The 26,157-nt window shown below is 64.7% G+C and carries 25 protein-coding genes and 1 pseudogene; 12 read left to right on the top strand and 14 right to left on the bottom strand.

Annotation, left to right across the window (positions count from 1 at the left end; genetic code table 11):
- Positions 1 to 78: 78 nt before the first annotated feature.
- The 5 genes from iolG to C8D78_RS04310 are packed head-to-tail and all read left to right on the top strand — an operon-like array spanning position 79 to position 5,286.
- On the top strand, positions 79 to 1,092 hold the full coding sequence (gene iolG / locus C8D78_RS04330; RefSeq protein WP_120950596.1) for an inositol 2-dehydrogenase: 1,014 nt from the start codon (positions 79 to 81) through the stop codon (positions 1,090 to 1,092).
- A 3-nt stretch (positions 1,093 to 1,095) separates the two neighbouring features.
- Entirely contained in the window at positions 1,096 to 1,881 is a 786-nt protein-coding gene (locus C8D78_RS04325) for an SDR family oxidoreductase (protein ID WP_120950595.1), read from the top strand.
- Complete coding sequence (locus C8D78_RS04320) at positions 1,878 to 2,765, top strand: sugar phosphate isomerase/epimerase family protein (RefSeq protein WP_120950594.1); 888 nt, start codon at positions 1,878 to 1,880, stop codon at positions 2,763 to 2,765. The genes C8D78_RS04325 and C8D78_RS04320 overlap by 4 nt, the downstream gene beginning before the upstream one ends.
- Positions 2,762 to 3,787, top strand: coding sequence for a Gfo/Idh/MocA family protein (locus C8D78_RS04315; RefSeq protein WP_120950593.1), 1,026 nt, complete (start codon positions 2,762 to 2,764; stop codon positions 3,785 to 3,787). Before C8D78_RS04320 ends, C8D78_RS04315 begins: the two co-directional genes overlap by 4 nt.
- The gene (locus C8D78_RS04310) at positions 3,787 to 5,286 is read left to right on the top strand and encodes a CoA-acylating methylmalonate-semialdehyde dehydrogenase (protein ID WP_120950592.1); all 1,500 of its coding nucleotides are present in this window, start codon (positions 3,787 to 3,789) and stop codon (positions 5,284 to 5,286) included. The genes C8D78_RS04315 and C8D78_RS04310 overlap by 1 nt, the downstream gene beginning before the upstream one ends.
- A gap of 226 nt (positions 5,287 to 5,512) precedes the next feature.
- On the opposite strand, the gene C8D78_RS04305 is transcribed toward C8D78_RS04310, so the two are convergent.
- Both C8D78_RS04305 and C8D78_RS04300 read right to left on the bottom strand, forming a co-directional pair.
- Positions 5,513 to 6,367 carry a helix-turn-helix transcriptional regulator gene (locus tag C8D78_RS04305; RefSeq protein WP_120950591.1) on the bottom strand — a complete coding sequence of 285 codons (855 nt, stop codon included), beginning with the start codon at positions 6,365 to 6,367 and terminating at the stop codon, positions 5,513 to 5,515.
- A 71-nt stretch (positions 6,368 to 6,438) separates the two neighbouring features.
- Entirely contained in the window at positions 6,439 to 7,803 is a 1,365-nt protein-coding gene (locus C8D78_RS04300; protein ID WP_120950590.1) for an MFS transporter, read from the bottom strand.
- Positions 7,804 to 8,085: 282 nt separating this feature from the next.
- On the opposite strand from C8D78_RS04300, the gene C8D78_RS04295 reads away from it, so the two are divergent.
- The gene (locus tag C8D78_RS04295; RefSeq protein ID WP_120950589.1) at positions 8,086 to 9,312 is read left to right on the top strand and encodes an MFS transporter; all 1,227 of its coding nucleotides are present in this window, start codon (positions 8,086 to 8,088) and stop codon (positions 9,310 to 9,312) included.
- A 189-nt stretch (positions 9,313 to 9,501) separates the two neighbouring features.
- Complete coding sequence (locus C8D78_RS04290; RefSeq protein ID WP_120950588.1) at positions 9,502 to 9,867, top strand: ArsR/SmtB family transcription factor; 366 nt, start codon at positions 9,502 to 9,504, stop codon at positions 9,865 to 9,867.
- Here the strand turns inward: C8D78_RS04290 and C8D78_RS19795 are convergent.
- The gene (locus tag C8D78_RS19795) at positions 9,837 to 10,010 is read right to left on the bottom strand and encodes a hypothetical protein (RefSeq protein WP_208641858.1); all 174 of its coding nucleotides are present in this window, start codon (positions 10,008 to 10,010) and stop codon (positions 9,837 to 9,839) included. The two genes, C8D78_RS04290 and C8D78_RS19795, sit on opposite strands and share 31 nt — an antisense overlap.
- 54 nt (positions 10,011 to 10,064) lie before the next feature.
- On the opposite strand from C8D78_RS19795, the gene C8D78_RS04285 reads away from it, so the two are divergent.
- Both C8D78_RS04285 and C8D78_RS04280 read left to right on the top strand, forming a co-directional pair.
- On the top strand, positions 10,065 to 11,027 hold the full coding sequence (locus C8D78_RS04285) for a cation diffusion facilitator family transporter (protein WP_208641857.1): 963 nt from the start codon (positions 10,065 to 10,067) through the stop codon (positions 11,025 to 11,027).
- 99 nt (positions 11,028 to 11,126) lie between these two features.
- Positions 11,127 to 11,492, top strand: a pseudogene (locus C8D78_RS04280) (LysR substrate-binding domain-containing protein); the annotation flags it as partial.
- 91 nt (positions 11,493 to 11,583) lie between these two features.
- Here C8D78_RS04280 and galU read toward each other — a convergent pair.
- The 6 genes from galU to C8D78_RS04250 all read right to left on the bottom strand — a co-directional run bounded on the left by galU (position 11,584) and on the right by C8D78_RS04250 (position 19,235).
- Positions 11,584 to 12,465 carry a UTP--glucose-1-phosphate uridylyltransferase GalU gene (galU, locus tag C8D78_RS04275; protein WP_120950586.1) on the bottom strand — a complete coding sequence of 294 codons (882 nt, stop codon included), beginning with the start codon at positions 12,463 to 12,465 and terminating at the stop codon, positions 11,584 to 11,586.
- A gap of 106 nt (positions 12,466 to 12,571) precedes the next feature.
- Positions 12,572 to 13,762 carry a glycoside hydrolase family 53 protein gene (locus tag C8D78_RS04270; protein WP_208641855.1) on the bottom strand — a complete coding sequence of 397 codons (1,191 nt, stop codon included), beginning with the start codon at positions 13,760 to 13,762 and terminating at the stop codon, positions 12,572 to 12,574.
- 117 nt (positions 13,763 to 13,879) lie between these two features.
- Positions 13,880 to 15,754: a glycosyltransferase family 2 protein gene (locus C8D78_RS04265; RefSeq protein WP_120950585.1), complete on the bottom strand. Its 1,875-nt coding sequence runs from the start codon at positions 15,752 to 15,754 to the stop codon at positions 13,880 to 13,882.
- Positions 15,751 to 16,797, bottom strand: coding sequence for a UDP-glucose 4-epimerase GalE (gene galE / locus C8D78_RS04260; protein ID WP_120950584.1), 1,047 nt, complete (start codon positions 16,795 to 16,797; stop codon positions 15,751 to 15,753). The genes C8D78_RS04265 and galE overlap by 4 nt, the downstream gene beginning before the upstream one ends.
- Before the next feature lie 25 nt (positions 16,798 to 16,822).
- Complete coding sequence (locus C8D78_RS04255) at positions 16,823 to 18,142, bottom strand: UDP-glucose dehydrogenase family protein (protein ID WP_120950583.1); 1,320 nt, start codon at positions 18,140 to 18,142, stop codon at positions 16,823 to 16,825.
- A 61-nt stretch (positions 18,143 to 18,203) separates the two neighbouring features.
- Positions 18,204 to 19,235, bottom strand: a complete 1,032-nt coding sequence (locus tag C8D78_RS04250; RefSeq protein ID WP_120950582.1) for a UDP-glucuronic acid decarboxylase family protein — start codon at positions 19,233 to 19,235, stop codon at positions 18,204 to 18,206.
- Positions 19,236 to 19,899: 664 nt separating this feature from the next.
- Here C8D78_RS04250 and C8D78_RS04245 point away from each other — a divergent pair.
- Complete coding sequence (locus C8D78_RS04245; RefSeq protein WP_120950581.1) at positions 19,900 to 20,562, top strand: dihydrofolate reductase family protein; 663 nt, start codon at positions 19,900 to 19,902, stop codon at positions 20,560 to 20,562.
- Between the two features lie 65 nt (positions 20,563 to 20,627).
- Here C8D78_RS04245 and C8D78_RS04240 read toward each other — a convergent pair whose 3' ends face one another.
- The 4 genes from C8D78_RS04240 to C8D78_RS04230 form a co-directional block, all read right to left on the bottom strand.
- Positions 20,628 to 21,368: an SDR family oxidoreductase gene (locus C8D78_RS04240; RefSeq protein WP_120950580.1), complete on the bottom strand. Its 741-nt coding sequence runs from the start codon at positions 21,366 to 21,368 to the stop codon at positions 20,628 to 20,630.
- A gap of 107 nt (positions 21,369 to 21,475) precedes the next feature.
- Entirely contained in the window at positions 21,476 to 22,159 is a 684-nt protein-coding gene (locus C8D78_RS04235) for a DedA family protein (RefSeq protein ID WP_120950579.1), read from the bottom strand.
- A gap of 220 nt (positions 22,160 to 22,379) precedes the next feature.
- Positions 22,380 to 22,697: a hypothetical protein gene (locus tag C8D78_RS19565; RefSeq protein ID WP_147429543.1), complete on the bottom strand. Its 318-nt coding sequence runs from the start codon at positions 22,695 to 22,697 to the stop codon at positions 22,380 to 22,382.
- Between the two features lie 37 nt (positions 22,698 to 22,734).
- On the bottom strand, positions 22,735 to 23,598 hold the full coding sequence (locus C8D78_RS04230; protein WP_120950578.1) for a sulfurtransferase: 864 nt from the start codon (positions 23,596 to 23,598) through the stop codon (positions 22,735 to 22,737).
- 282 nt (positions 23,599 to 23,880) lie between these two features.
- Here C8D78_RS04230 and C8D78_RS04225 point away from each other — a divergent pair, with 282 nt between their 5' ends.
- The gene (locus C8D78_RS04225; protein ID WP_120950577.1) at positions 23,881 to 25,035 is read left to right on the top strand and encodes a hypothetical protein; all 1,155 of its coding nucleotides are present in this window, start codon (positions 23,881 to 23,883) and stop codon (positions 25,033 to 25,035) included.
- Positions 25,036 to 25,119: 84 nt separating this feature from the next.
- Here C8D78_RS04225 and C8D78_RS04220 read toward each other — a convergent pair whose 3' ends face one another.
- A complete protein-coding gene (locus tag C8D78_RS04220; protein WP_120950576.1) occupies positions 25,120 to 25,704 on the bottom strand; it encodes an HhH-GPD-type base excision DNA repair protein in 585 nt (194 codons plus the stop codon).
- A 150-nt stretch (positions 25,705 to 25,854) separates the two neighbouring features.
- On the opposite strand from C8D78_RS04220, the gene C8D78_RS04215 reads away from it, so the two are divergent.
- Complete coding sequence (locus C8D78_RS04215; protein WP_120950575.1) at positions 25,855 to 26,157, top strand: rhodanese-like domain-containing protein; 303 nt, start codon at positions 25,855 to 25,857, stop codon at positions 26,155 to 26,157.

Genomic DNA, 26,157 nt, shown 5'->3' with positions numbered 1-26,157 from the left:
CCACCATCACGAGTAGCCACCATCAATCATCCGCGGACGAATCCTTCGCCGGCGGAGAACAAGAAAGGACCATCACGCATGTCCGCTGACCGACCACTCAAGGTTGCACTCTTCGGATCAGGCCGCATCGGCCAGGTCCATGCCCGCAACATCGCCGCCCACCCCGATCTTGAGCTGGCGTGGATCGCCGACCCGTTTATCAAAGGCGCCCAGGCACTCGCCGCCACAACCGGGGCGCAGGCCGTCGAAACCGCTGATGAGGTCTTCGCCAACAAGGACCTCGACGCCGTCATTATCGGTTCGCCCACGAGCACCCACGTCGACCTGATCTCCCGGGCGGTCGCCGCCGGTGTCGCCGCCCTGTGCGAAAAGCCCATCGATTTGGACATTGACCGCGTCCGCGTTTGCCGGGACCAGATCCGCGGGACCAAAACCCCGCTCATGCTCGGTTTCAACCGTCGCTTCGACCCGAATTTCGCCTCCGTCCGCGCACGGGTTGAGGCCGGCGAAATCGGACGCCTGGAGCAGCTGACCATCATCAGCCGGGACCCCGCCCCCGCGCCCAAGGACTACATCCTCACCTCCGGCGGGATCTTCCGGGACCAGAGCATCCACGACCTCGACATGGCCCGGTTCTTCGTCCCGGACATTATCGAAGTTTCGGCCACCGGTTCGAACCTTTTCTGCGACTACATCGAAGAGGCCGGCGACTTCGACTCGGTGGTCATTAGCCTGCGCGGACGCGGAGGCGAGCTCATCACGATCACCAATTCCCGCCACAGTGCCTACGGCCACGATCAGCGGCTGGAAGCATTCGGCAGCGAGGGCCTGCTGACCGCCGGCAACATGACTCCGACCACCGTGCGCAAATACAACGCAACCGGCACCGAAGAGTCCGACGCCTACCTGCCCTTCTTCCTGGAACGCTACGCCCAGGCCTACCGCAACGAACTGGACAGCTTCGTGCAGTCCATCCGCGGAGGCACAGCCTGCAGCCCGGGATTCGATGACGGGGTGATGGCGCTCATCCTGGCCAATGCGGCCGAAGAGTCCGCCAGATCCGGCCGCGCCGTAAAAATCGGCGAGGAGTAACGAATGAACAGTCCACTTCTCAAAGACAAGGTTGTCCTTGTCAGCGGCGGCACTCAGGGTCTGGGTGCCGGCATTGCCCGCCGGGCAGCAGCCGAGGGCGCCGGCGGAGTCGCCGTGACCGGGCGCAACACCGAGGCAGGCGAAGACCTGGCCGCCGAACTGACGAAGTCCGGCGTCGCGGCCCGCTTCATCAAAACCGATCTGGCAGACGTGGAACAGGCACGGGCCTCGGTACTGGAAACCATCTCCGCCTTCGGCCGGATCGACTGCGCCGTGAACGCCGCCGGCCTGACCACCCGCGGAACCATGCTGGACACCACCCCGGAGCTCTTCGACGCGCACATCGCCGTAAACCTGAAGTCCCCGTTCTTCATCATGGCCGAAACGATCAAGCACCTGCGGGAGCGTGGAGCGCCCGGCAACATCGTGAACATCATCTCCATAGCCGAACTCGGCGGCCAACCGTACCTGGCGCCCTACGTCGCGGCGAAGGCCGGACTGGCCGGGGTAACCCGGAACGCCGCACACGCCCACCGCTGGGACAAGATCCGCATCAACGGCCTGGACATCGGCTGGACCGCCACCGAGGGCGAGGCCGAAACCCAGCGGAAATTCCACGGCGCAGAAGAGGACTGGCTGGAAAAGGCCAACGCTTCTGTGCCCATGGGCAAGCTCGGACAAGTGGACGAGATCGCCGAATTTGTAGTCTTTCTCCTCTCCAACCGGAGCGGAGTCGTCACCGGCTCGGTCATCGACTGGGACCAAAACGTATACGGAGGATCAGATTGAGCACCATCACCAGCCGCCTAGCCGCCGCCCCCATTTCCTGGGGCGTGTGCGAAGTCCCCGGATGGGGCTACCAACTCGAAGCAGACCGCGTGCTGTCCGAGATGACCGAACTGGGCATCACCGCGACGGAATTCGGCCCGGCAGGCTTCCTCCCCGAACAGGCAACCGAACGCGCGGAAGTACTCAAGCGGCACAACCTGCAGGCCATCGGAGGATTCTTTCCCGTCATCCTGCACGACGCCGCCAAGGACCCGCTTAAAGCTGTCTCCGCAGAACTGGAGGCCTACCAGGCAGCGGGCGCCAGCATCATGGTCCTCGCCGCCGAAACCGGCGTCGCCGGCTATGACCAGCGCCACGAACTCGACGCAGACGGCTGGAACCTGTTCGGGCGCAACCTCGACGCCATCGTCAAGGCGGCGGCCGATCGGGGCATCCAAGCCGTCGTGCACCCCCACGTAGGCACCATGATCGAAACGACATCGGACGTCAACCGGGTCCTGAACGACACCGCTGCAAATCTGTGCCTTGATACCGGGCATCTCCTCATCGGCGGCACGGACCCCGGACAGCTCGCCCGCGACTACGCCTCCCGGATCGGCCACACGCATCTGAAAGATGTGCGCAAGACCGTCGCCGAACGGGTTCAGAACGGTGAAATCTCCTACACTGACGGGGTCAAGACCGGAATGTACGTCCCGTTGGGACAGGGAGACGTCGGAATCGCCGGTATCGTCCGGGACCTCCTCGCGGCCGGGTATGGCGGCTGGTTCACGATGGAACAGGACACCATCCTGGAAACCGAACCGGCCGATGAAGGCCCCGTGCGGGATGTCCGGCAGTCCGTAGCCTTCCTCCGGGATCTGGAAGCCGGGCTCGCCCCATGAGCGCGGTGCGCTGGGGCGTCCTTACAACTGCCCGTATAGCCCAGGACCGGTTCCTGCCGGCGATGCAAAAAGCCCGCAACGCGGCCGTCTCGGCGATCAGCAGCCCCAGCGGGCGGGCCGCCGACGTCGCCGCCCGCTTTGGCATCCCGACTGTCTACACATCGCACGAGGAACTGCTGGCCGATCCGAGCATCGAGGCCGTCTACCTACCCTTCCCCAACGGTCTCCACGCTAAGTGGATCGTCGAGGCAGCCGAGGCAGGCAAGGACATCCTTTGCGAGAAGCCACTGGTCGGAAGCCTTGAAGACTACGCCCTCGTCGTCGAGGCCTGCGAGCGGAACGGCGTGAGCCTCATGGAGGCCTTCATGTACCGATTCCATCCGCAACACCAAAAAGTCCGTGAGTTCATCGACGCCGGCCGGATCGGCCAGGTTGTCTCGATGCATGCGCGGTTCCACTTCGTCATGGACCGCAGCCAGGGAGACGTGCGCCTGCAAACGGGCCTCGAGGGCGGCGCCGTCAACGACGTCGGGTGTTATGCCATCGACATCATGAACATGGTCATGGGACGCCTGCCCTCCAGCGTCTATGCCAAGGGAACGAGCCCAACGGACCATGTCGAGACAAGCGTCGCCGCGATCCTGGACTACGACGGCGTCCTTGGAACCTTCGACTGCGGCTTCGAAGGACCTCGCACGAACACGTTCCAGATCATCGGCACCAAGGGCCAAATCACGCTCGACAAGGCGTTCGACCCGGACCCCGGGGACCCGGCAAGGGTGACCGTTTCGCTCAGGGACGGAAGCACGGAGGTCTTCGACATCGCCGAAGACCCTTTCAAGGTCGAAATTGAGAGGTTCAGCGTCTGGGCCCGCAACGCGGGACACGAGGTGGTGCATCGGGAACTCACCGAGCAGAACCTGGCCGTCCGTCTCGCCATCCAGGAATCCCTCGCCTCAGGACTGCCACGGAACGTCGAACCGGTGCACCCCGTGGAACACCACCTACTACAGGAGCAGTAATGACCGTCACCACCATCAGCCACTTCATCAGCGGAGCCGAGGCAGCAGGCACCGGGACCGACACTAAGGCCGTCTACAACCCCGCGACCGGCGCCGTCTCCGCGGAACTGCGGCTCGCCAACCGGGAAGACCTGGACGCCACGGTCGCCGCCGCCCGCGCCGCCGCCGATTCCTGGGGCGACATCTCCCTGGCCAAGCGCACCGGCGTGCTCTTCAAGTTCCGTGAGCTCGTCGCGGCGCACGTGGACGAGCTGGCCGAGCTGATCACCGCCGAGCACGGCAAGGTCCTCTCCGACGCCAAGGGCGAGATCGGCCGCGGCCTGGAGGTCATCGAATTCGCGTGCGGCATCCCGCAGCTGCTCAAGGGCGACTACTCGGACCAGGTCTCCACCGGGATCGACGTCTTCTCCTTCCGCGAGCCCGTCGGCGTCGTCGCCGGCATCACCCCGTTCAACTTCCCGGTGATGGTGCCGCTGTGGATGGCCCCGATGGCGATCGCCACCGGCAACGCCTTCATCCTCAAGCCCTCCCACCGGGTGCCGTCCGCGGCCATGCTGCTGGCCAAGCTGTGGAAGCAGGCCGGCCTGCCTGACGGCGTCTTCCAGGTCCTGCACGGCGACCGCGAGGTGGTCTCCGGCCTGCTGACTCATCCGGACGTGGACGCCATCTCCTTCGTCGGCTCCACCCCGGTCGCCAAGCACATCCTTGAAGTCGCCACCGCGCACGGCAAGCGGGTCCAGGCCCTGGGCGGCGCGAAGAACCACGCCATCGTGATGCCCGACGCCGACCTCGACAACGCCGCCGACCACCTGGCCGCCGCAGCCTTCGGCTCTGCCGGCCAGCGCTGCATGGCCATCTCGGTCGCCGTCGCCGTCGGTGACGCCGCCGACCTGCTGGTCAAAAAGGTTCAGGAGCGTGCCTTGGACGTCAAGGTCAAGAACGGCACCGTGCCCGACGCCGACATGGGCCCGGTCATCAGCTCCGACTCCCGTCAGTTCATCATCAAGACTATCGCCGAGGCCGAGCAGGCCGGGGCCGCCATGGTGGTGGACGGTCGCGACCTCGTGGTCCCCGGCCATGAGGACGGGTTCTGGGTGGGCCCCACCGTGATCGATCACGTCAAAACCGAAATGAGCGCCTACACAGAGGAAATCTTCGGGCCAGTCCTGGTCGTGGTCCGAGTGGAAGACCTGGAGGAGGGCATCAAGCTCATCAACGCCAACCCCTACGGCAACGGCACGGCGATCTTCACCTCCTCCGGCGCCAGCGCCCGGAAGTTCCAGCGCTCCGTGGACGTCGGCATGATCGGTATCAACGTGCCGCTGCCGGTGCCGGTGGCCTACTATTCCTTCGGCGGCTGGAAGGCGTCGTTGTTCGGCGACAAGCACATCTACGGCCCCGAAGGCGTCTCCTTCTACACCCGCGGCAAGGTGGTCACCTCCCGCTGGCCGGAAACGCACCACGCCTCCGGCGCCTCCTACAACTTCCCGTCCAACTGACCTGATCGCGTTGGCCGGTGTTATATGACCGGCCGGAGCACACCTACAGGGACCGGCAGCGCTGACATGTTCAGCGCAGCCGGTCCCTCCGTCTTCGGAACTTGCCTGCACCCTGCAGGACAGTGGGGGAGCGTTGGCAAGGAACGAGCGAAGAGCTCTAAGTCACAGGCATCGTCCTTGATTCGACCAGCTTTAACTCAGGTTCCGTTCTCTGCGGGCGACTGGCTCAGTGGATGGGGATGGCGGGGGCGGTCCAGCTGGCGAGTATTCGCATGGCGTCCGCCGTCGCGGATCCGGGCTGGACGGTGTAGACGAGCATGACCAGGCCCGGGTCGGTGGAGAGCTCGAATGATTCGTAGCCGAACTCGAGGTCGCCGACGGCGGAGTGCGTGAGCATTTTCGCCCCGGACCGGTAGCGAAAGACGTCGTGGGAGGCCCAGAGAGAGCGGAACTCCTCGCTTTGGGTCGAAAGGGTGCCGATGATCTGGATCAGCTCCTTGTCGTAAGGGTCCCGGGCTGTTGCGGCGTGGAGGAGCGCGACGACGTTGTGTTTGGCCGTGTCGAAATCGCGGTGGAATCGCGGGGCCCGTGAGTCCAGGAACAAGTAATGCGCGTAGTTGAAGCGGTCCCGGGACCCGTCCTCGGGCAGGGAATACAGGGCGCGGCCGATCCGGTTGGAGGCGAGGCGGTCCAGGCGTGCATTCTGCACAAACGCCGGGGCATCGATGGAGTCGAGGACGCTCTGGATGCCAGGCCTGACAGTGGTGCGGGTGGAGGGTTTCCGGCGCGGGGCACGGCCCTGGGTGAGCCGGGCGAGGTCCAGGAGGTGGTCGCGTTCGTCCTCGTCGAGCTGCAGGGCGCGGGCTATTGCCTCGATGACTTCGCGCGATGCTCCGGTGATCTTGCCGCGTTCGAGCCGTGCGTAGTAGTCCACGCTGACCCCGGCGAGATGGGCGACTTCTTCCCGTCGTAGGCCGGGAACGCGGCGGGCCCCGCTGTAGAGCGGGACGCCGGCCTGCTCCGGGGTGAGCTTGGCACGGCGGGAGGTGAGGAAGCTGCTGATCTCGGCGCGGGAATCCATAAGTTTAAGGGTAGGCCCGGTTCCGTGATTCCTGGCAGGACCTGTCAGGTCCTCCCAGTGCTTACGGTCGTTCATCGCCGCGGCAGACGGGTCGCGAGGACGGACATGGCGAGGGCGAGGCCGGCGGCGATCAGCAGGCTGGTGGAGAAGCCTTGGAGAAATGTCGTGGAGCGGGCGAGCAAGGATCCGAACACCGCAACTGCGAGCGCGCCGCCGATCTGGCGGCTGGTGTTGAAGATGCCACTCACGGTGCCGGCGCGCTGCCTGTCGAAGCTGTTGAGCAGAACGGCTGTGATGGTCGGGATGACGAGCGGGCCGGCGAGGCCCACCAGGATCATCACGGCGGCGAGGACCCAGATGGGCGTCCCGCCCGGCAGGAGCGCGATGACGGTGAGTCCTGCCGCCATGAGCGTCAGTCCGCCAATGATCAGTGTGCGTGCGCCGAGGCGTTCGGAGAGCCTGGCGATAAACGGTGTCAGGATCGCGCCGCCGAGCATCATCGGAACGAAGAGCGCGCCCGTCTCGACGGGGGAGAGGCCGCGCTCCTGTTGTGCGTAGAGGCTCATCACGAAGGGCAGGCCGAAGTATCCGACCATGTACGAGAACCCGATGCCGATCGAGACGGCCATCGTGCGGTCGCGCAGCAGCGGGAGCGGAACCATGGGGTGCGGTCCGCGGCGCTCGGCTATGACGAAGCCCGCGCCGGCGACGCCGGCGGCAGCGAAGGCGATGAGTGTCAACGGGGCCGTGATCCCGGCCGCGCCGGCCTCGATGGCACCGTAGGTCAGGGCACCCATGGCGGCGAAGGCGGTGAGTTGGCCGGCCCAGTCGACGGGAACGGTTCGGTGCGCCGAACGCGGGACGCGCCCGAGCAGGATCAGCGCCGCGGCGCCGACCGGGAGGTTGATCAGAAAGATCAGCCGCCAGTCGACGAGGGAGAGGAGCCCGCCGAGCACGGGCCCGGAGATTGACGCGAGGGCCCCGCCCATCGCCCACATGCCGACGGCGCGTGCCCGCTTCGCCGGGTCCGGGAAGGCCTCGCCGATCAGCGCCATCGACGCCGGCAGCATCACCGCGGCCGCTGTTCCCTGCAGGATCCGGGCCAGGATCAGCACGCCGACGGTGGGCGCGAGCCCGCAGCCCAGCGAAGTGATGACGAAGGCTGCCATGCCGATGCCGTAGGCGCGCCGAGCACCGATCCGGTCGGAGAACGCCCCGGCGGAAAGGAGGCATGACGCAAACAAGAGGGTGTAGCCGTCAACGATCCACTGCAGGCCGGTTATTGTCGCGCCGAGGTCCAGACTGATCTGGCGGAGCGCGACGTTGACTACGACGGCGTCGAGCGTGATGACGAAGAAGCCGGTGACGGCGGCGAACAGCGCAGCCCGGGAATGACGGAGCGCCGGCGCGGACGAGACGGTGGTCGTGGCATTCACGGAACGCTCCTTCGGAAGAGGACGGTGTGCGGAGTACCCGCCTCCTCGACGTTAGGGGTTTCGCAGGGTGCGAAACAGGACCTGTCAGACCATGTCTCGCCAGGTCCTACCGCGCACCCGGCAGGTACGGCATCGTCGAATGGGTGGAGCGATCCTGGCTCCGAACACGGCCCTGCGACGGAGATCCATCACCCAATGACATCCATCAGCACCGCGGCCGCGACAGCGCCATTGCCCGCCACGTCGGGGCCTCACATCCGAAAGAGCAAAAGGACAACTTTGATGTCAACCACCAACGCACCTGCAGGTATCAGCCGGGCCATGATCCTGGTCTTCGCGGTGGCCGGAGGCGCCGCCGTCGCCAACCTCTATTGGGCCCAGCCGCTTCTGCAGGACATTGGCTCGTCGTTCGGGATTTCATCCGGGGCCGCCGGCTTGCTCGTCACAACAGCACAGATCGGATACGCCGTCGGGGCGTTCTTCATCGTTCCCCTCGGTGATGTACTGGACCGTCGACGCCTCCTGCCCCTCATGATGCTCCTGTGCGCGGCCGCCCTTACCGCTGCGGCAGTCGCCCCGACGTTCGAGGTACTGCTCGTGGCGCTGGTTCTCGTGGGGCTGACCACGGTGTCCGGGCCGTTGCTGACCCCGCTGGCGGGAGATCTCGCAGAACCGGCAAAACGCGGCCACGCGATCGGCACGGTCGCCTCGGGGCTGATGATTGGAGTCCTCGCCTCCCGCACGATCAGCGGTTTCCTCGCCGAGGCATTCGGATGGCGGACGACCTACGGCGTCGCCGCGGTCCTGGCCCTCGCAACGGCCGCGCTCCTGCGCCGGAGCATCCCGCCGCTGGCTCCGAGGGCGACTCTGGGCTATGCAGCCCTGCTCGGCTCGATCTTCGGCGTGATCAAACGCCACTCCTCTGTCCGGATGGCATTGTTGGTGGCGGGAACAGGATTCGGCGTCCTCACGCTTTTCTGGACCGCGTTGACGTTCCTGCTCGCGTCCCCGCCGTACTCGTACTCCGTCACTACGATCGGGCTCTTCGGCCTGGCCGGAATCGCCGGCGCCATCGCGGCGCAACGCGCCGGACGCCTGCACGATCGCGGCTGGTCCACCCGTGCCATCAGCGCCGCTCTGGCGCTGACCCTGCTTTGCTTCCTCATCGCCGGCATCGGGGCCGGCTCGATCATCGTCCTGCTCGTGGCAATCGTGCTGCTCGACATCGCCGCACGGGCAATAGCGACACTGAGCCAGATCCGCGTCCTCGCAGTGGACCACGGCGCCCGCAGCCGCCTCAACACCGCGTATGTGGTGAGCAACTTCATCGGCGGAGCCGCCGGATCCGCACTGGCGGCTGCCCTCTGGCAGCTCGGCGGATGGAGCGCAGTCATGACCGGCGGGGCCGCCCTTACAGCGATCACCCTGGCATTCTGGGCCCTGAGCAGTCACCAGACCCGGGACTACGTTGAGGAACCCGTCACCGCACCGGCGGCCACCACAGACTGACGCTCTCGGTTCTTGCAAATCACTACCCCAGAAGCGCCATGTCCTGACACACCCCAAGCTCCACGCTGTGCAAATGTGAGCCCCTCCCGGCTTCGGCCTGTAGCGCCTGGCGGGGCTGGTCGGGCGACTGCCTGGTCAGCCCCGCCGCGCATGTCTCACCGCAGCGGGCCGGTGTGGAAGAATCTACGTATGGATGCAGATAATAAGATTTGCGGGCGCGAGCCGGACAGCCAATTCGTGGAACTCGCGGTGGAGGTCTTCGCGATGCTTGCCGACGCGACACGGATTCGCATCATTCTTGCCCTCCGTGAGGGTGAGCTGCCGGTCAATCGGCTCGCTGAACTCGTGCATAAGTCTCCCGCCGCCGTCTCCCAGCATCTGGCCAAAATGCGCCTGGGCCGGCTGGTGACCACACGCCAGGAAGGCACCCGGGTGTTCTACCGGCTGGAGAACGAGCACGCACGTCAGCTCGTCTCCGACGCGATCTTTCAAGCCGAACATTCCCTTGGCGGCACTCCCCGCCATCACCACACGGAAAGCGCGGAAAAGCATTGAGCACCCCTCACGACCCTCATCACGGGCACGCCGGTACGGACGGTCACGGCCACGACGTCGAACACGGCCATGACCATCACCCAGACCATGACCACGGTCATGCCGCTGACTATGGCCACCCGCATGATCATGGGCATTCTCATGACCACGGGCATTCACATGAGCACCCCACGGGAATCAAGGGGTTCTTCTACGGATTGTTCGTCCCGCATACGCATGATGCTGCCGATTCCATCGATGACGCGCTCGAGGCCAGTGCGCACGGGATCCGGGCCGTGAAAATCAGCTTGTTCATCCTGCTGGGAACGACCATTCTCCAATTCATCGTCGTGCTGTTCAGCGGCTCGGTGGCGCTGCTCGCAGACACGATCCACAACTTCTCCGACGCCCTGACCGCCGTGCCGTTGTGGATCGCGTTCATTCTCTCCCGCCGGGTCGCCACACGGCGCTACACCTACGGATTCGGCCGGGCCGAGGACCTCGCCGGTCTCTTCATTGTCGGCGTCGTGGCGCTCTCGGCCATCGTTGCCGCATGGCAGTCCGTCGACCGGCTCATCCACCCCCATCCCCTCACCAATCTGGCGTGGGTCGCCGTCGCGGGCCTGATCGGTTTTGCGGGCAACGAGGCCGTTGCCATCTACCGGATCCGCATCGGACGAAAGATCGGCTCCGCGGCCCTGGTCGCCGATGGGGTGCACGCCCGGATGGACGGGTTTACCTCGCTGGCGGTAGTCCTGGGCGTCCTCGGGGTGTGGGCCGGTTTCCCCCTGGCCGACCCGATCGTGGGCCTCCTGATCGCCGCAGCCATCATCGTTCTCCTCTGGGGAACCATCAAGAGCATCGGACGCCGGCTGATGGACGGAATTGAGCCTGACCTCCTGGACCGTGCCGGCTCGGCTCTGGCCGGAACGCCCGGAGTCCTCAGCGTCTCCGCGCTCCAGCTGCGGTGGGTCGGCCACCGGCTCCAGGGCAATGCCGCCATCGTGGTCGCTGACATGGCCCTCACGGCGGCGGATCAGATCGTGCTGGCCGCCGAGCACAGGCTCGGCCACGCACTGCCGAACCTGGACACCATGTCCATCCGAACCACCCCCGTACCGGTTCCCTCCCTCGACAAAGAGGCCGGGGGACACCCGGACCTGAGCCACCAGCACAAATGATCAGCCGCCTGAGGTGCAGAACATGACGGCCGCCGAAGGCCTTCGGGTCAGCATCCCGGGGCACGGCAGCTTTGCCGTGACGGCGGATTTGCTGGGGAGCCGTTCGTGGCACTTCCCCCGCACGAGGGCTCTGTCCTCGGCGACCGGCTGCGCAGGCTCAGCCTCGGAGCCGGGTTCGATCCCGACATCGTGCAAAGGGCGCCCGATTCATGGACGGCCATGGCCTTGGTGGGCGCCGAAGTCGGGTGCTCCCTGACGGTTTCTTCCGTGGCTGAGAACGTAACCGACCCGCATGTGCACTTCCTGCGGGTGCTCGACGAGACCCTGCCGATCTATCTGCGGATGGCTTGGCGCGGGGCCTCGGACAACCCGGCCCTGCTCCCGGTCCTCGCACTGGCGGAACGCGTGTGGCCCGGCCGGACCGACGACGTATCAGCCCGGAGGCCTGGGACTGCGGCAGACTGAGCCGTTTCCGCGGCGGCCAAGTTCCCCACGGAGGCTAGACGAGCAGCCAGTCCAGGAATGCCCGGTGCAACTATGCGCTGCGGCCGTGCCTTTATGGCAGAGACGGGGCCATGATCCCGTCCAGCCAGTCCCGCATGCCGGCACCGAGATCCTGGTGTTCGAGGGCGAGGGTAAGGACGGCCTTGAGGTAGCTGAGTTTGTCGCCGGTGTCGAAGCGCCGTCCCCGGAAGACCACGCCGAATACCCCGGATCCCGGACCGTCCGCTGTGGCCAGGGTTTGAAGTGCGTCGGTCAGCTGGATTTCGCCGCCCTGTCCGGGCGGGGTTTGGGCCAGGACGTCAAAGATCCGCGGGTGCAGCACGTAGCGGCCGATGACGGCCAGGTTGGACGGTGCTGCCGCGGCACCCGGTTTCTCCACCAGTCTCCTCACTTGTAGGTGTCCGCCCGGTGCGGGGAGGGCATCGGCGCAGCCGTAGGCGCTGATTTGTGACGGTTCGACCTCCATGAGGGCGATCACCGACCCGCCGGTGAGCTCCTGCAGCCTGGTCATCTCATCGAGGATCCCGTCCTGTTCGTCTATCAGGTCATCGCCGAGCAGGACGGCGAAGGGTTCGTTGCCGATGTGCTTTCGGGCGCGGAGCACGGCGTGGCCCAGACCGGCTGGGTCGCCTTGGCGCAGGTAGTGGATATCGGCCAGCGTGGAGGACTGCCGGACGGCGGCCAGCTTGGCGTAGTCGCCCTTGGCTTCGAGCGTGTCTTCAAGGAACGGCTCGCGGTCGAAGTGGTCTTCCAGGGCCCGCTTGCTCCTTCCAGTGATCATGAGGATATCGGTCAGTCCTGCCCGGACGGCTTCTTCGACGACGTACTGTATCGCGGGCCGGTCAATGAGGGGCAGCATTTCCTTAGGCATGGCTTTGGTGGCGGGCAGGAACCTTGTCCCCAGACCGGCGGCGGGGATAACGGCTTTGCGCATGAGATCTCCTTCATGTGAGTCGGTGACGTGTGCAGGGCAGCTCTGGTCATGGGGACCGCTGTGCCTTTGGTCGCGGGCGGCGTGGTGGTGCGGGGTTTCGGCCGGGTCACGGACCCGCGGTTCCCGTCGGTCGGAAGGCGTCCAGCGCCGGTAGCCCGTGGCCCCACCAGTCAAAGAGCGTGAGGTTGCTGTGCGAGTTGCCGGTGCGGGCGTCTGCCGGGACCCCGGGGAGCCAGCCGGGTTCCCAGATCAGGTACCCGACCCCGTGGCCGTTGGGGACTTCGCGCAGTATCTGGTTGAGGGCTTCAAAGAAGTGCGCCTGTCCCTGCGGTGTTGGAGGGTAAGCGGCTGCGTCCGGGAGGGCGTCGCGGGAGGTGACGACGCTTTGGACGCCGCCGCCGCTGGAGAGGGTCCATGGGTAGGCGGTTTCGGCGATAAGGATGTCTTTGGAGTAGCGGTCGGCCAGGACAAGCAGGTTTTCTTGAAGGCTGGCGAGGGAGCCGTTCCAGAACGGATAGTAGGTCAACCCGATGACGTCGAACGTGACTCCCTGTTGCCGCAGGTGGTCAAAGTAGTAGGTCGAAGCTCCTCGGTCTCCGCCGGTGTCGGAGTGCAGCATGATCAGTGGAATGTTGCTGTTGCCGGGGCTTGCTTCCTTCGCCCCGCGAATGCCGGCCTTGACCAGCTCGGCATATCCGGTCCAGTCCTCCCCGGTTTGTTTGTAGATCTGTCCGGTGGGCCAGAGCATCCCATGGGTGGTTTCATTGCCGATCTGGACCATGGCGACGGGGGTCGCCTGCCGTGCAAACGCCGCCACGACGTCGCGGGTGTACGTTTCCACGGTGCTGCGAAGCTGCTCCAGAGTCTGTCCTTGCCATGCCGCCGGTGTTTGCTGGGTGGTCCGGTCCGCCCAGGAGTCCGAATAGTGCAAGTCTAGGAGTATGTGAAGACCGGCGGCGTGGGCGCGGCGGGCGAGTGTCAGCGCGGATACCAGATCGCTGGTGCCCTTGGGAGGGTTGACCCAGACGCGGAGCCGGGCGTAGTTGGCGCCGTGCTGGGCGAGGATCGTCTCCAGCGGGGCCGTCTGGCCGTTGGCGCTGAGGATTTGGTTGTTGGCTTCCTCCTGGAGTGTGAAGGAGATGTCGGCGCCACGGATCTCGAGCTCCGGTGAGGTGGCAGGGCGCGTGATGGCTGCTGTTGCAACAATGATTCCCAGGACCGCGACGGACGTGGCGACCAGGGAGGGCAGCGTCCACGGCAGCATGCGGATGCGTCCGTTCAGCCATTGCGTCTTCATGGGGGGCATTTTTGCGGAACCGTTCGTCGGGGTGCGGAGCGGCACCGGAAGGGGACGGTCACAGTCCAGACCGATTCGGGTTGAACCGGCCTGGACTGCTCCTGAATCTCCAAGATCTCAGATCAGGAAGGGCCGGATGAAGGGCGGGAACTGTGCGATGGCGACGAGAAGGGGTATCCAGACTGCCGCCGTGATGGCAAGGGGGACTGCGACGGTCGCCCGGATGGCGGAGGTGAATGGGGCTTTCGCCGCCGCGGCGCTTTCACTGGCGTGTAGCAGGGGGACGGCCAAGGCCACGACGGCGTAGGAGAGGGCAGCCAGCAGGCACAGGAAGACGTAGCCGTAGGCCGCGGTGAGTGTTTCACCCGTCAGGGCTGCTGCGCTCAAGACAACCGATATGCCGTAGTAGGGGGTGAGGAGCCTGAAGTCCAGCCGCTCGAAGCTGCCGCGGGTTTTGGGCGTGACCTTGAACTCCACTGCCCGTGGACGGATCTTTTGCCGGACGGCTGCAAGGACGCCCCTGGCGATGAAGGGCCAACGGGCGAGGGTGTAGAGCCAGTTTTCCCAGCTGATGACGGGGGCTTCCCGGGGACGTAAGAGGCCCCACCGCCGGACCAGGACCGTGATCAGTACCAGCCACACCGAGATGAACGCCCAGCGGACAAGGAACTCAATGTAGCTGACGTTGACCCAAGGGACACCGGTCACGGCGGCAACGGCAGGCAGCGTCAGCCCCGCGATGGTTGTCAATGCCAGCAGCGGGTAGTAGGACAAGGCGAAGATGAATCGCAGCCGGAGCCGCCAGGGAAACCGGTGCAGGTGGCGGGGGAGTGTCTCCAGAAGCAGCACCACCAGGCTGCGGGACCACTGGTACTCCTGTACGGCCTTTGCCGCGAAGGTGTGCGGCCCGTCCCCGTGGGCCTCGGCGTCGTGCGCGAAGGCCCCCTGCCAGCCGGCGGAATTGAGGAGGAAACTGGTGGAGAAGTCCTCTGCCAGCTCCGGGCCGATCCCGCCGATGTCCTTCAGCGCTGCCGTACGCACCGCATAGTGGGACCCGATGCAGAGCGGGGCAAGGCCCCCGACATGCCCGGCTTGGAACGGGCCATGAAAGGTCCCTTCTTTGTGTACCCGCCCCCTGGCGGACCAGGAGGTGGCGGCGTTGGTGTCACAGATGCTGGGGGCCGCCACGTAGCCCACGCTCGGGTCGGCGAAGGGCCGGACCATTTCGGCAAGGTAGTTCTTTGCCGGCACGTGGTCACAGTCGAGCTGCGCCACGACGTCGTATTCCTGATATCCCGTTGTGTCGTAGAAGTAGGCTAGGTTGCCTTCTTTGCACATGGTCCGCCGGGGCCACTGCTGTTGATGGTAGTCGGCGATTCCGCGCCGGGTAGAGACTCTGACTCCCAGGTCTGAGCACCACTGGAGGACTTCCGGGGCCGGGTCCTCGTCGCAGAGCCAGACGTCGTAGGGGCGTGGAAATTCCTGATCGAGCATCGCCAAGAGAGTTTTTTGCGCTACGTCCCACGGTTCGGACGGGGCTTTGGTCACGACGAACGCGACCCGCACGTCGGGGATCGGCAGTGCGGGATCTATCTGCCGGAGCCGGTTCACGGCGATGAGGAAATAACTGGGCAGATAGGACAGATAGAACAGCAGCACCGAGTTGAGCACCAGACCCGGCCACCCGACGTTGTGCTCGGGCTCCAGCCACCAGAACCAGAAGGCGGCGAACGCGACACACCATCCGAGGGTCAGGGCGGCAATCAGCTTTCGCCGTCCTGCCGCAAGGACCGGAACGTAGAGTTCCTTGTTGTCCGCCAGCCGCGGCGCGCGCGGACCGGAGAGGAGCGGACCGTGGGGCGTGGAGGTGACGATGGTGCTGGTAGCGACAGCCCCGGAATGCTTGCGGCGTGGCGCCTTGGGACTGACGCGATTCGTGTCCGAACCGGGAGGTTGTGGCTGGACCAGCGCGGCCGCCGTCTTCGCGGTCATGTGGTTCCACCCCCGCTCATGGCGGCGCTCGCGTATCCGCTCGGGTGCTTTTCCTGGAAGTTCCAGGCGTCCCGACACATTTCGGTGAGGTTCCGGCGGGCCGTCCAACCGAGGTCGGCATTGGCAAGTGCCGGGGAGGCAACAAGCTCGGGCACATCGCCGGGCCTGCGACCGACGATGCGATAGGGGATGGTGTTCCCCGTGACCTTCTCAAATTCCCGGATGAGTTCCAGGACGGAGGTTCCGACGCCGGTGCCCAGGTTGTAGCGGCGGAATCCCGGGAGGGGGCCGGTTTCGAGTGCCAGGCGGTGACCTTCGACCACGTCCATGACGTGGATGTAGTCCCGGACGGCGGTCCCGTCGACGGTGCGGTAGTCGGAACCGAACACGTGCAATTCGTCGTGGCGGCCGGCGGCGAGCTGGGTCAGAAAGGGCACGATGTTTCCCGGGATGCCGGTTGGGTCCTCGCCGATTTCGCCGCTTTCGTGGGCGCCGGTCGGATTGAAGTAGCGCAACGCGGTGACGGACCATTCCGCGTGCCGGCTGCACAGGTCCGCCAGGATCTTTTCGCACATCCACTTGCTTTGCGCGTACGGGTTCGTCGGACGTGCGGGTGAATCTTCCGTCAGCGGCAGTTCCTTCGCGTCCCCGTAGATGGAACAGGACGAGGAGAACACCAAGTGCCTGACGCCCGCCTCCTCCATGGCGTTAAGGAGGTTGAGCAGTCCGGTGACGTTGTTGGAGTAATACTCCAACGGCCGATTCATGGAGTCCCCCACGGCCTTGTGCGCCGCGAAATGAACGACGACGTCGACGCGATGAATCTGGAAGACCTCTCGCAGGGACGCCTGGTCGGCCAGGTCAACGTCGTGGAGGGTGATGTGCCCTCCGGTAACGCGCTGCACCTGCTCAATTGCTGCCGGTGAACTGTTGATGAAGTTGTCGATTACAACGACGTCGTAGCCATTGAGGATCAGGTCGAGGCTGCAGTGGCTGCCGATAAAGCCGGCCCCGCCGGTGACCAGGGCTGTGGGTTTATTCATGGTGCGTCCTCCTTGTCGTGTTGGCCTATCTGGCCGGCCGGCCCATGGCCCGAACCGTCCACCCGGCCGCGCGCCAGTGGTCGATGTCGAGCGCGTTCCTGGCGTCGAGGATGTGCGGTGTGGTCACGAGCGTGGCGAGGTGTAGCGGGTCGAGGTCCCGGTACTCCTGCCACTCTGTGAGGTGAACTGCCAACTCCGCGCCTTCGAAGGCTTTGTGGACCTCGGAGGTGTAGTTGAGCAACGGGTAGGCGGCGCGGGCGTTTTCGATTGCCTCGGGATCATGGACGCGGACCTGGGCCCCTTGACCCTGGAGGGCGTTGGCGACGCTGAGCGCCGGCGAGTCCCGGATGTCGTCGCTGTTGGGTTTGAAGGCGGCGCCCAGGACGGCGATTCGCTTGTCCCTGAGGGAGCCGCCGAGCATCCCGCGGGCCAGATTAACGGCGCTCCGGCGCCGGTTGACGTTGATGTCGTCGACGTTTCTAAGGAATCCAAGGACTTCGTCGATTCCCAACTCTTCGGCGCGGGCCAGGAAGGCGCGGATGTCCTTTGGCAGGCAACCGCCGCCGAAGCCCACGCCCGGGGCGAGGAATCGGTTGCCGATCCGGGCGTCGTGGCCTAGCGCCGCAGCAAGGGGGACGATGTCTGCCCCCACGGACTCACAGACCTCGGAGATGGCATTGATGAATGAGATCTTGGTTGCCAGGAACGCATTGGCTGAGACTTTCACCAGTTCGGCAGTAGCCACGTCAGTTGCGACGTACGGCGTGCCGGCCTCAAGGATGGTGGCGTACACCTCCCGCAGCGTCGCCTCGGCCCCGGATGAGGACACTCCGACGACGAGCCGGTCAGGGTGGAGGGTGTCATTGACAGCGAACCCTTCCCGCAGGAACTCAGGATTCCACGCCACTTGTGCGTGTCCTCCCACCGGGGAGAGCCGCGCGACCAAGTCCGTGAGCCGGGCCGCCGTTCCGACAGGCACGGTGGACTTGCCCACGATGAGGCACGGACGGAGCAGATGCGGTGCCATGCCCTCGATGACGGCGTCAACGAATTTCATGTCCGCGGCAGTGGAGCCGGGCTTCTGCGGAGTACCGACGCAGATGAAGTGAACATCGCCGAACGCGGCCGCCTCCTCCAGTGACGTTGAGAACCGCAACCGACCCGAGTCGAGATTCTCCCGCAGCAACTCGGGAAAGCCCGGCTCGTAGAAAGGGGCCACTCCGTGGGCGAGACGGTCAATTTTCGCGGCGTCGACGTCCACACCCAAGACATCGTGGCCGAAGGCTGCCATGCCGGCGGCGTGTACAGCGCCCAGATAACCTGTGCCAATCACAGTGATACGCATGCTGGTCTCCTAAAGAACGCGTGTGCGGCCGAACAGACCGCAGTTGGTGGTCGGTCGGGGGCTAGGCAGGCTCGGCCATGACCGAAGGCGCCGCCTGATGCGAGGCTTGGGACATCCCTTCGAATTGGGCGCCGGCGATTTCCGCGGCTGCGGCCGACACTTCGCCGGCGTGGGAGCGGAAATACTGGATGGCCTGCTCCAGACCCTCCTCGGTGGAGACCTGAGGCTGCCAGCCCAGCACCTTTGCGGCGAGGCTGATGTCCGGGCGGCGGCGGGTTGGATCATCCACGGGCCGCCGGTGAAATTCGATGTTCGAGGAAGAACCGGTAATCTCCAGGACCAGTTCGGCCAATTCCTGCACGGTACGTTCAACGGGGTTTCCCAGATTGATGGGACCCGTTTCGTTGCTGTCGATCATGGCCACCAGGCCCCGGATCAGGTCGTCCACATAGCAGAAACTGCGGGTCTGCTGGCCGTCGCCATAGATTGTCAGGGGGTCCCCGTTCAATGCCTGGGCGATGAAACTGGAGACGACGCGTCCATCCTCTGCGCGCATCCGTGGTCCGAAGGTGTTGAAGATGCGCACGATCCCTACGTTGACCCCCCTGGTGCGGGAGTAGGCCATGGAGAGGGCCTCGGCGAAACGCTTGGCTTCGTCATAGACGCTGCGGGGGCCGATAGAGCTGACGTTGCCCCAGTACTGCTCATTCTGGGGATGGACAGTGGGGTCCCCGTAGATCTCGCTGGTGGAGGCCAGGATGAAACGGGCTGTCTTCCTCTCCGCGAGTTTCAGGGCATTTTCGGTGCCTCTACTGCCCACGGCCAGTGTTTCTAGCGGGAGCCGGTGGTAGTCCGGCGGTGATGCCGGGCTGGCCAGGTGCGCTACCGCGTCCAGCCGGCCTTTGATGTTGAGGGCCGTGCTGACGTCGAGCTGCACAAAAGTAAATTTTGGATGGTCTGCGAACTTCGCCAAGTTGTCCCGCCGGCCGGTCGAGAGATCGTCGACGCAGACAACGGAATCGCCGCGCTTCAGTAATGTTTCGCACAGATGGGAGCCGAGGAACCCCGCTCCTCCGGTGACTAGAACACGCATTTCTACCCCTAATCAGATGTGTGGAAGTTGCCATCAAGATGGAATTGGCGCCTGTGTCTATGCGGTGGCGTCGGAGGGGTCCGTCTACGGACCAAGGCCGAAATATTGGATTCCGGCTATCAGCCAAGGGGCTGGTGACAAAAAAGTACGACACCTTGCAGCGGGAGCAACCGGGTAGTCGCTACCTGCGCATTCCGACCGCCGTCACGCGGTTGTCCAAGGGGCTACGCACCTGTTTCACACGTCCGGAAGAGGGTCTGACGTCAGTGGCTCTGCTGAGGGCAGGGATCCAGTGGTACCCGTGAATCGAGTTGAGGTACTCGCTTAGGACTCGAAGGGCTAAGGAAGTAACCTCCCGGAAACGTTCACAATTCGAGAATTTCACGAGCTTTTCTTTGTTTGTGACGCTGGGGCGACTCGCTCAGGCCCCGAGCTCATATCGGGCGCCCCCGGATTTCCCTGAATGAGCCTGCCATGCGCGTATAGATCCGTCTGCTGCCGGGTTGCGGATTCGCTCCGGCGCCATGCGCCTCCCTGAACTGCTTGCAGGTCAGCTGCAACCTGAGCTACGGTCGGCGCAGCGGGTGCAGACTGTAAGCGGTTGAGGCTGACCGTTTCGCCCGCCGCCTCCGCCGCCCGACCATGACCACGACCAAGGAGCCCGATGTCACTCGTTCGCGTTCACAACTTCTCCGTCTCGCTTGACGGATTCGGTACCGGTGAAGGGCAGGAGCTGGACGCACCTTTCGGGCACGCCGGGATGCGCCTGGTCGAGTGGGCTTTTCCGACGCGGACCTTTAGGCAGATGGGGCTCCCAGGCGAGGGCGAAGGTTCGAATGGAATCGACGAAGCCTTCGCAAGCCGATGGTCCTCCGGCATCGGCGTGGAAATCATGGGCCGCAACAAGTTCGGGCCTCAGCGCGGCCCGTGGGCCGACGAGGAGTGGCAGGGCTGGTGGGGCGACAACCCGCCCTTCCACACCCCGGTGATCGTCCTCACCCACCACCCACGGCCGCAACTGACCATGGACGGCGGCACCACCTTCCACTTTGTGGACGCCGAGCCCGCCGAGGCGCTCGAACAGGCACGCGCCCTCGCCGGCGACCTCGACGTGAGAATCGGCGGGGGCGTCACCACGATCCGCCGGTTCCTTGAGGCCGACCTGATCGACCAGATGCACATCGTTCTTGTCCCGATCCTTCTCGGGCGCGGCGAACGACTCTGGGACGGTCTCGAGGGACTCGAGCAACGATTCCACATCGAGGCAGCACCCTCACCCAGCGGTGTCATCCACCTGACCTTCGCCCGACGCGACCGAGTCGTCTAGCTGCCGGGAGATGCCGACGGCCGGTACCGGCCCATTTCTGCAGTCCTAGGCCTGACTGCACCTATTTACAAGTGAGAATTGAGTCGCTCAAATAATGCATCTCTTTGATCCATCATGCTGGCCGCCGGGCCAATGGCTGCTTGCAAAACATTATTTTCCAGGGCCTTTAACGCTTCACTAATAAATTCATTCACTGGCATACCGCCATGGGTTTGACTCTTATCCTCGCGCCGTTCGTGGCCAAGCTCGGTATCCACTGACGGGGGCGCTATCTCGTAGACGGCGATGCCGGTTTTTTCAAGCTGCTTACGCAATGAGAGTGACCAAGAGTGAACGGCCGCTTTGGTGGCACAGTAGACCGGCATAAACGCGAGGGGCGTGTAGGCCAAGCCGGAGGAAATATTCACGATGCACGGCTCGGGCCGGGCCCTGAGCTGCTCCACCAGGAGCGACGACAGATGCAGCGGAGCAATCAGGTTTGTTGCAATTTCCTGCTCCACCGCCGCCAAATCGACCGGCTTGGCCAGGTCAGCCGTCAGTTGTATGCCGGCATTATTAATAAGTATGTTCAGGTCGGGGCATTCCTGAATGACGTGCCGAACCAAGTTTTCCCGAGACGCCGCGTCCGTCAGATCGCATTGGAAGGTTGCGAGGCCCGGGTTCCGGGCTTTGAGTTGCTCTAAGCGATCCTTACGACGTCCACAGATGATGACCGTATTGCCAAGTCCCAGGAAATGCTGCGCAAAGCCTTTGCCGATGCCGGACGTACCGCCCGTTATGAGGATGGTGTTGCCGGTCAACTTCATAATTTCTCCTAGGGCAGTGAGGAACAGCCGTCTAGCCGGGAATGCAGGGGCCGGGGGATCAAGTGTGGGGGCCGGGTTGATCCCGCGCGGGGCAGCTGGCCGCGGCTTCATTCGGCGTCGGGCAGGGCGTCCCCTGGCCCTTCGGCTGGCTTGAGCTTCCGGCGTCGGCGCCGGCGCCAGACGAGCACCAGGCCAAGCACGACGAAGGGGACCAGTACCCAGCCGCCGATGTCGAGAGCGTCACCGATGGCAAGGGCTACGGCTCCGGCCAGATAGGCGAGAACGCTGAGACTCGCGACCCAGGCAATGGACCCTGTGATAGTCCAAAGCAGGAACTTGGGCCACGGCATCTTGGCAGCGCCCGCGGCAATGGCTCCCCAGAGCCGCACGACAATGACCCAGCGGCCGAAGAACAAGGCTGAGCCGCCGTGCCGCTCGAAGAATGACTCCAGTTGGGCGATGCGATTCTCGTCGGCGTGGAAGCGCTTCGCAAGCCGCAGCAACAACGGACGACCTCCCACCCGCCCAAGCACATAGCCAATCGTGCTCCCGAGCATGGCGCCCAGGCTGCCGACCGCGATGACGGTAGCAAGGTTCAGATCCCCATGGCGTGCCGAGGCGTAGGCCCCAAGCAGTACGGCCACGGCGGGAAGCGGTACGCCGGCGCACTGGGCCAGCACAACCACGAAAACGCCGAAGTAGTACCCCCAGTCGTCCGCGATCCCTACTTCCGCGGCGACGAAGCCTGCCCAGCCGAGCGCCACGAACCGGAGGGCAGCCAATCCGGTCATCGCTCACACCTCACTTCGCTGCTCCGTCGTGGTTCACAAAGACGGCCCCGGGCTGCCCGCGATTGCTTTGCGGTCGTAACCCCCGCGACGACACCGGGATGGCCCTTGTATACGCTTGTGGCCAAGGCCGCGTCAAGAGCGCGCGGCGGTCACAGCCGGCACCGCCTCCGCGAGTTCACTGGCGTAGGTCAGCCGGGGGCTCCAGCGAGCCCCCGTTCCCCTAGGATCCTGTGATGCGAGAGATGACCGGGGCAATATTGATAACCCATACAACTATCCCGGCGGCGATCAGTACCAAGAGAATGCCGATGCCCAGGACGATCAAGGAAGCATTTTCACGCTTCCAGAACCGTGGTTCGCGTTTTGGTGACATGGTGGCACCTCGCTGTTCGGAGCTCGGACCGGCAGATTTACTGGTTACGCCGCTGGGCATGGCGGCCGCGGTTTCGCAGGTACGGGCCGGAAAAGTCGCGGCCGCCGCCACATCCACGGTTGCCCCGGTTCCATTAATAATGAGCAAGCCGGCTGTGTCCTCCACGTGGATCGCCTGTGGGATTGCTGTGCAGTCGAACCCTCTACGAGCGGCGCAGGGGAGACTGCCCCGGGAGGGGTTGGGCAGTTTCGACAGGCCTGCTCGTGGCGTGCCCATATTGGGACCAGCCGCCGACGAATAGCCTGCCTTTGCCCAGTCCCAGGTGCTCCAGGACCAGCAGGTTGTGGCAGGCGGTCACGCCGGATCCGCAATAGGCAATCGTGTTCTCGGTGGAGACTATGCCGGCGCGGGCGAATTTCTCGCGGAGCTCCACCTCGGGGATCAGGGTCCCCGTGGAGTCGAGGTTCTCGCGGCAGGGGACATTCACGGCGCCGGGAATGTGCCCCGGGCGGGGGTCAACAGGATCTTGGTGACCCTCGAAGCGGTCACGATTCCTCGCGTCCATGACCATGTTTTTATCAGACGATGCCTCCGAGATATCGGCCAGCAGGAACTCAGGCCAGGCATGGGCGGAGAAGTTACCTTCCCGTCTATCCGGAACCCTCTTAGAAAGTTTTCCCGGATAGCTGGCGATGCCCCCGTTCAGGACCGCGGCGCTGCGACCCAAGGACCTCAGCATCCACACAATTCGGGCGGCAATGACTCCGCCGGCGTCGTCATAGGCGATCACGGTGTCAGAGTCATTTATGCCGGCCTCGCGCATCCCTTGGGCAAACACTCCAGGATCGGGCAGCGGATTCCTCCCGGCATCCTTCGACGCCGGCCCGGAAAGCCACTTATCCATGTCGACGAAGACCGCGTCCGGGATATGGCCGGCATCGTAAGCGTCCCTTCCTGAGGAGCCGTCCAGATACCAGCGGGCATCCACGAGAACGAATCGCCCGGCGTGGCCGTCACACCAGGTCCAATCGACAAAGGGCTGCATGTTCGGGTCGCCGCTGCTCATGGATCTGAGCCTAAAGCATTTGGCCGTATGCTGAGATTTCTATCCCAAAATACGGACACTAGAACACGCTTGGTACTGCCGCCGGGGGTGTAAGCCGCTGATGACCGCATTCAAAGTTACCGGGGTCCACCGGTGGGCGGATGGTGATCACGGTGGTCATGTGTTGCCATGGCCCGGGTCCGCACCGAGATCGGCAAGAACCCGTACGGTAGGACCGGGCCTCCGGTGATTGTCCGGGCCCGTAGTTGGCACGACGTGCGTGAAGCATCGGTGAGGAATCGCATGGCTGAAGTGGTTAGGTGGGTGGGCTTTTCGGCCGGTGTGCTCATTCTGGTCTGGACCTGGACGAGTGTTATCGGCGCTCTGATCGTGCCGCGGCAGCACAAGGACAGGCTCTCCGCCGGCGCGGCCCTGGCAGCCAAAGGGGTCTTCAGTCTGGCTCGTCGTCCAATACGGACTTATCGGCGGCTGGATAGGCTCCTTGCCTGGCAGGCGCCGATGTCCTTGTTCATCAGGCTCGGCATGTGGATGATGTTGTTTTACCTCTCTTTCGCCCTGATGCTTCTTCCCTTTGTCCAGGGTCAACCGGGCCGGGCCTTCAGCGAAGCGGGTTCGGCGCTATTCACGCTCGGCTACGCGCCCCCGGATGAGTTGGGAAATACGTTGTTGGTGTACTCAGCGGCGTTTACCGGCCTGGTAGTCATTGCGCTCCAGATCGGGTATCTGCCGACTTTGTACGCAGCGTTCAACCGACGGGAATCCGAAGTTACGCTTCTCGTTTCACGGGCCGGTTCCCCGGCATGGGGCCCGGAGCTCCTTGTCCGGACCCGTTTCGGACTCTCAACCGTGGACAGCACAGCAGAGCTGGGCACCCTTTACGGCACCTGGGAGCGGTGGGCGGCTGACGTTGCCGAGTCCCACAGCACCTATCTGACTCTCTGTACCCTCCGGTCGCCGCTGCCGGAGTCGAACTGGCTGATCGCGCTGCTCAGCGTCATGGACAGTGCCGCCCTGCAGCTCTCCCTTAGCCCCGGCACCGCGCCGACCCTGAGGGCGCGGCTGCTCCTGCGGATGGGATTTTCCTGCCTGAACCAGATCGCGCATGCGCTGTCCATTCCAGTCGTGGAGGACGTGGATCCGGACGCGAAGACCGAGCTGACGTTTGCCGAATTCCAGGAGGCCGTGAAGATGCTGAAGTCGGTCGGATACCCGGTGGAACATTCAGCGGAACAGGCGTGGCCGCACTTCCGCGGGTGGAGGCTTAACTATGAGGGCGTTGCCTACCGGCTGGCCTACCTCATCGACGCACCGCCGGCACTTTGGAGCGGAACCCGCAGGCTGGTGACGCCACAGATCCCGCCGAAGCGGCCCACAAACCGGGTAGCGTCGGAAGCCGAACCCGAAGATCCCCAGCTCGATATCCGCGGCCCGGAATAGGCACCCGCAGCGTCGGTAACCGACACCTGTGGAGCCGCCCGCCTGAAATAGTTCATCGGAATGTCCTGGATCCTGCCATTCGTGTCAGCGCTCGGATGCCTTCGCCGCTTTGATGGCGGCCTTCGCGGCCTGCTTGCTGGCGCGAACCCTTTGCAGCGACTCGGGATCGACGATGTCGGCGACAGAAAGAAACGCACTCTCCTGGCCATAGGGGCCAGCAGCCTCACGCCACCCTTTGGCCTGGAGCCCGCACTGCTTGCCGAGCAGTGCGAGGAAGATCTTCGCCTTTTGCTCCCCGAAGCCGGGCAATTCCTTCAGCCTGCGCAGCACTTCCTGACCGTCCGGTGCGTCCTGGTTCCAGATGGCAGTTGCGTCCCCATTCCAATCCCGTTGCACGGTCGCGGCGAGGTCCTGGACGCGGCCGGCCATGGAGCTAGGGAAGCGATGGACGGACGGGCGCTCCTTGAAGATCTCAACGAAACCTGCCGGGTCAAAGTCGGCGATTACGGCAGGGGCCATGGACCCGACGCGCGTCCGGATCTTTTCGGGTCCGGCAAACGCAGACTCCATGGTCACCTGCTGGTCAAGCAGCATGCCTACTAGAAGGGCGAACGCGTCGTTGCTGAGCAGCTGGTCGGCGGCGGGGTCGCCTGTGATGTGCAGTTCCATGCGCCCATCCTCCCATCTGCTCCGAGTTGCGAAATACCCCCGGGGGTATCATGATGGAAGTGGAAGCACGCCGCGCGGGCTCCCGGGCGCCATGAAGGGGCTTGGGCCGGCGGTGTCCATCATCAGTACGCCCACCGAGAGGTCCAGCCCATGGAAATCACCCCGCAGCAGCTCGCGGAACAGCTCAGGAGCGGCAGCGATGCCCAGATTGTGGATGTCCGCGAAGCAGCTGAAGTTGCCGAAGGCATGATCCCCGGTGCGACGCACATCGCCCTTGGCGAACTGGCTGGCCGTCTCGGCGACCTTGACAAGTCCCGTCCAGTCATCGCCGTGTGTCGCAGCGGGCGCCGGAGTGCGGCAGCCGCTGACCAGCTGGCAGCCGCAGGCTTTACGGCCTACACCGTCCCCGGCGGAATGCTTGATTGGACAGCCGCGGGGCTCCCCGCCGGCTGA

This window comes from Arthrobacter oryzae (genome assembly GCF_003634095.1).
GTDB lineage: Bacteria > Actinomycetota > Actinomycetes > Actinomycetales > Micrococcaceae > Arthrobacter > Arthrobacter oryzae.
Note: the sequence above shows the minus strand (reverse complement) of the source record. Positions and strands in the feature narration are given on the sequence as shown.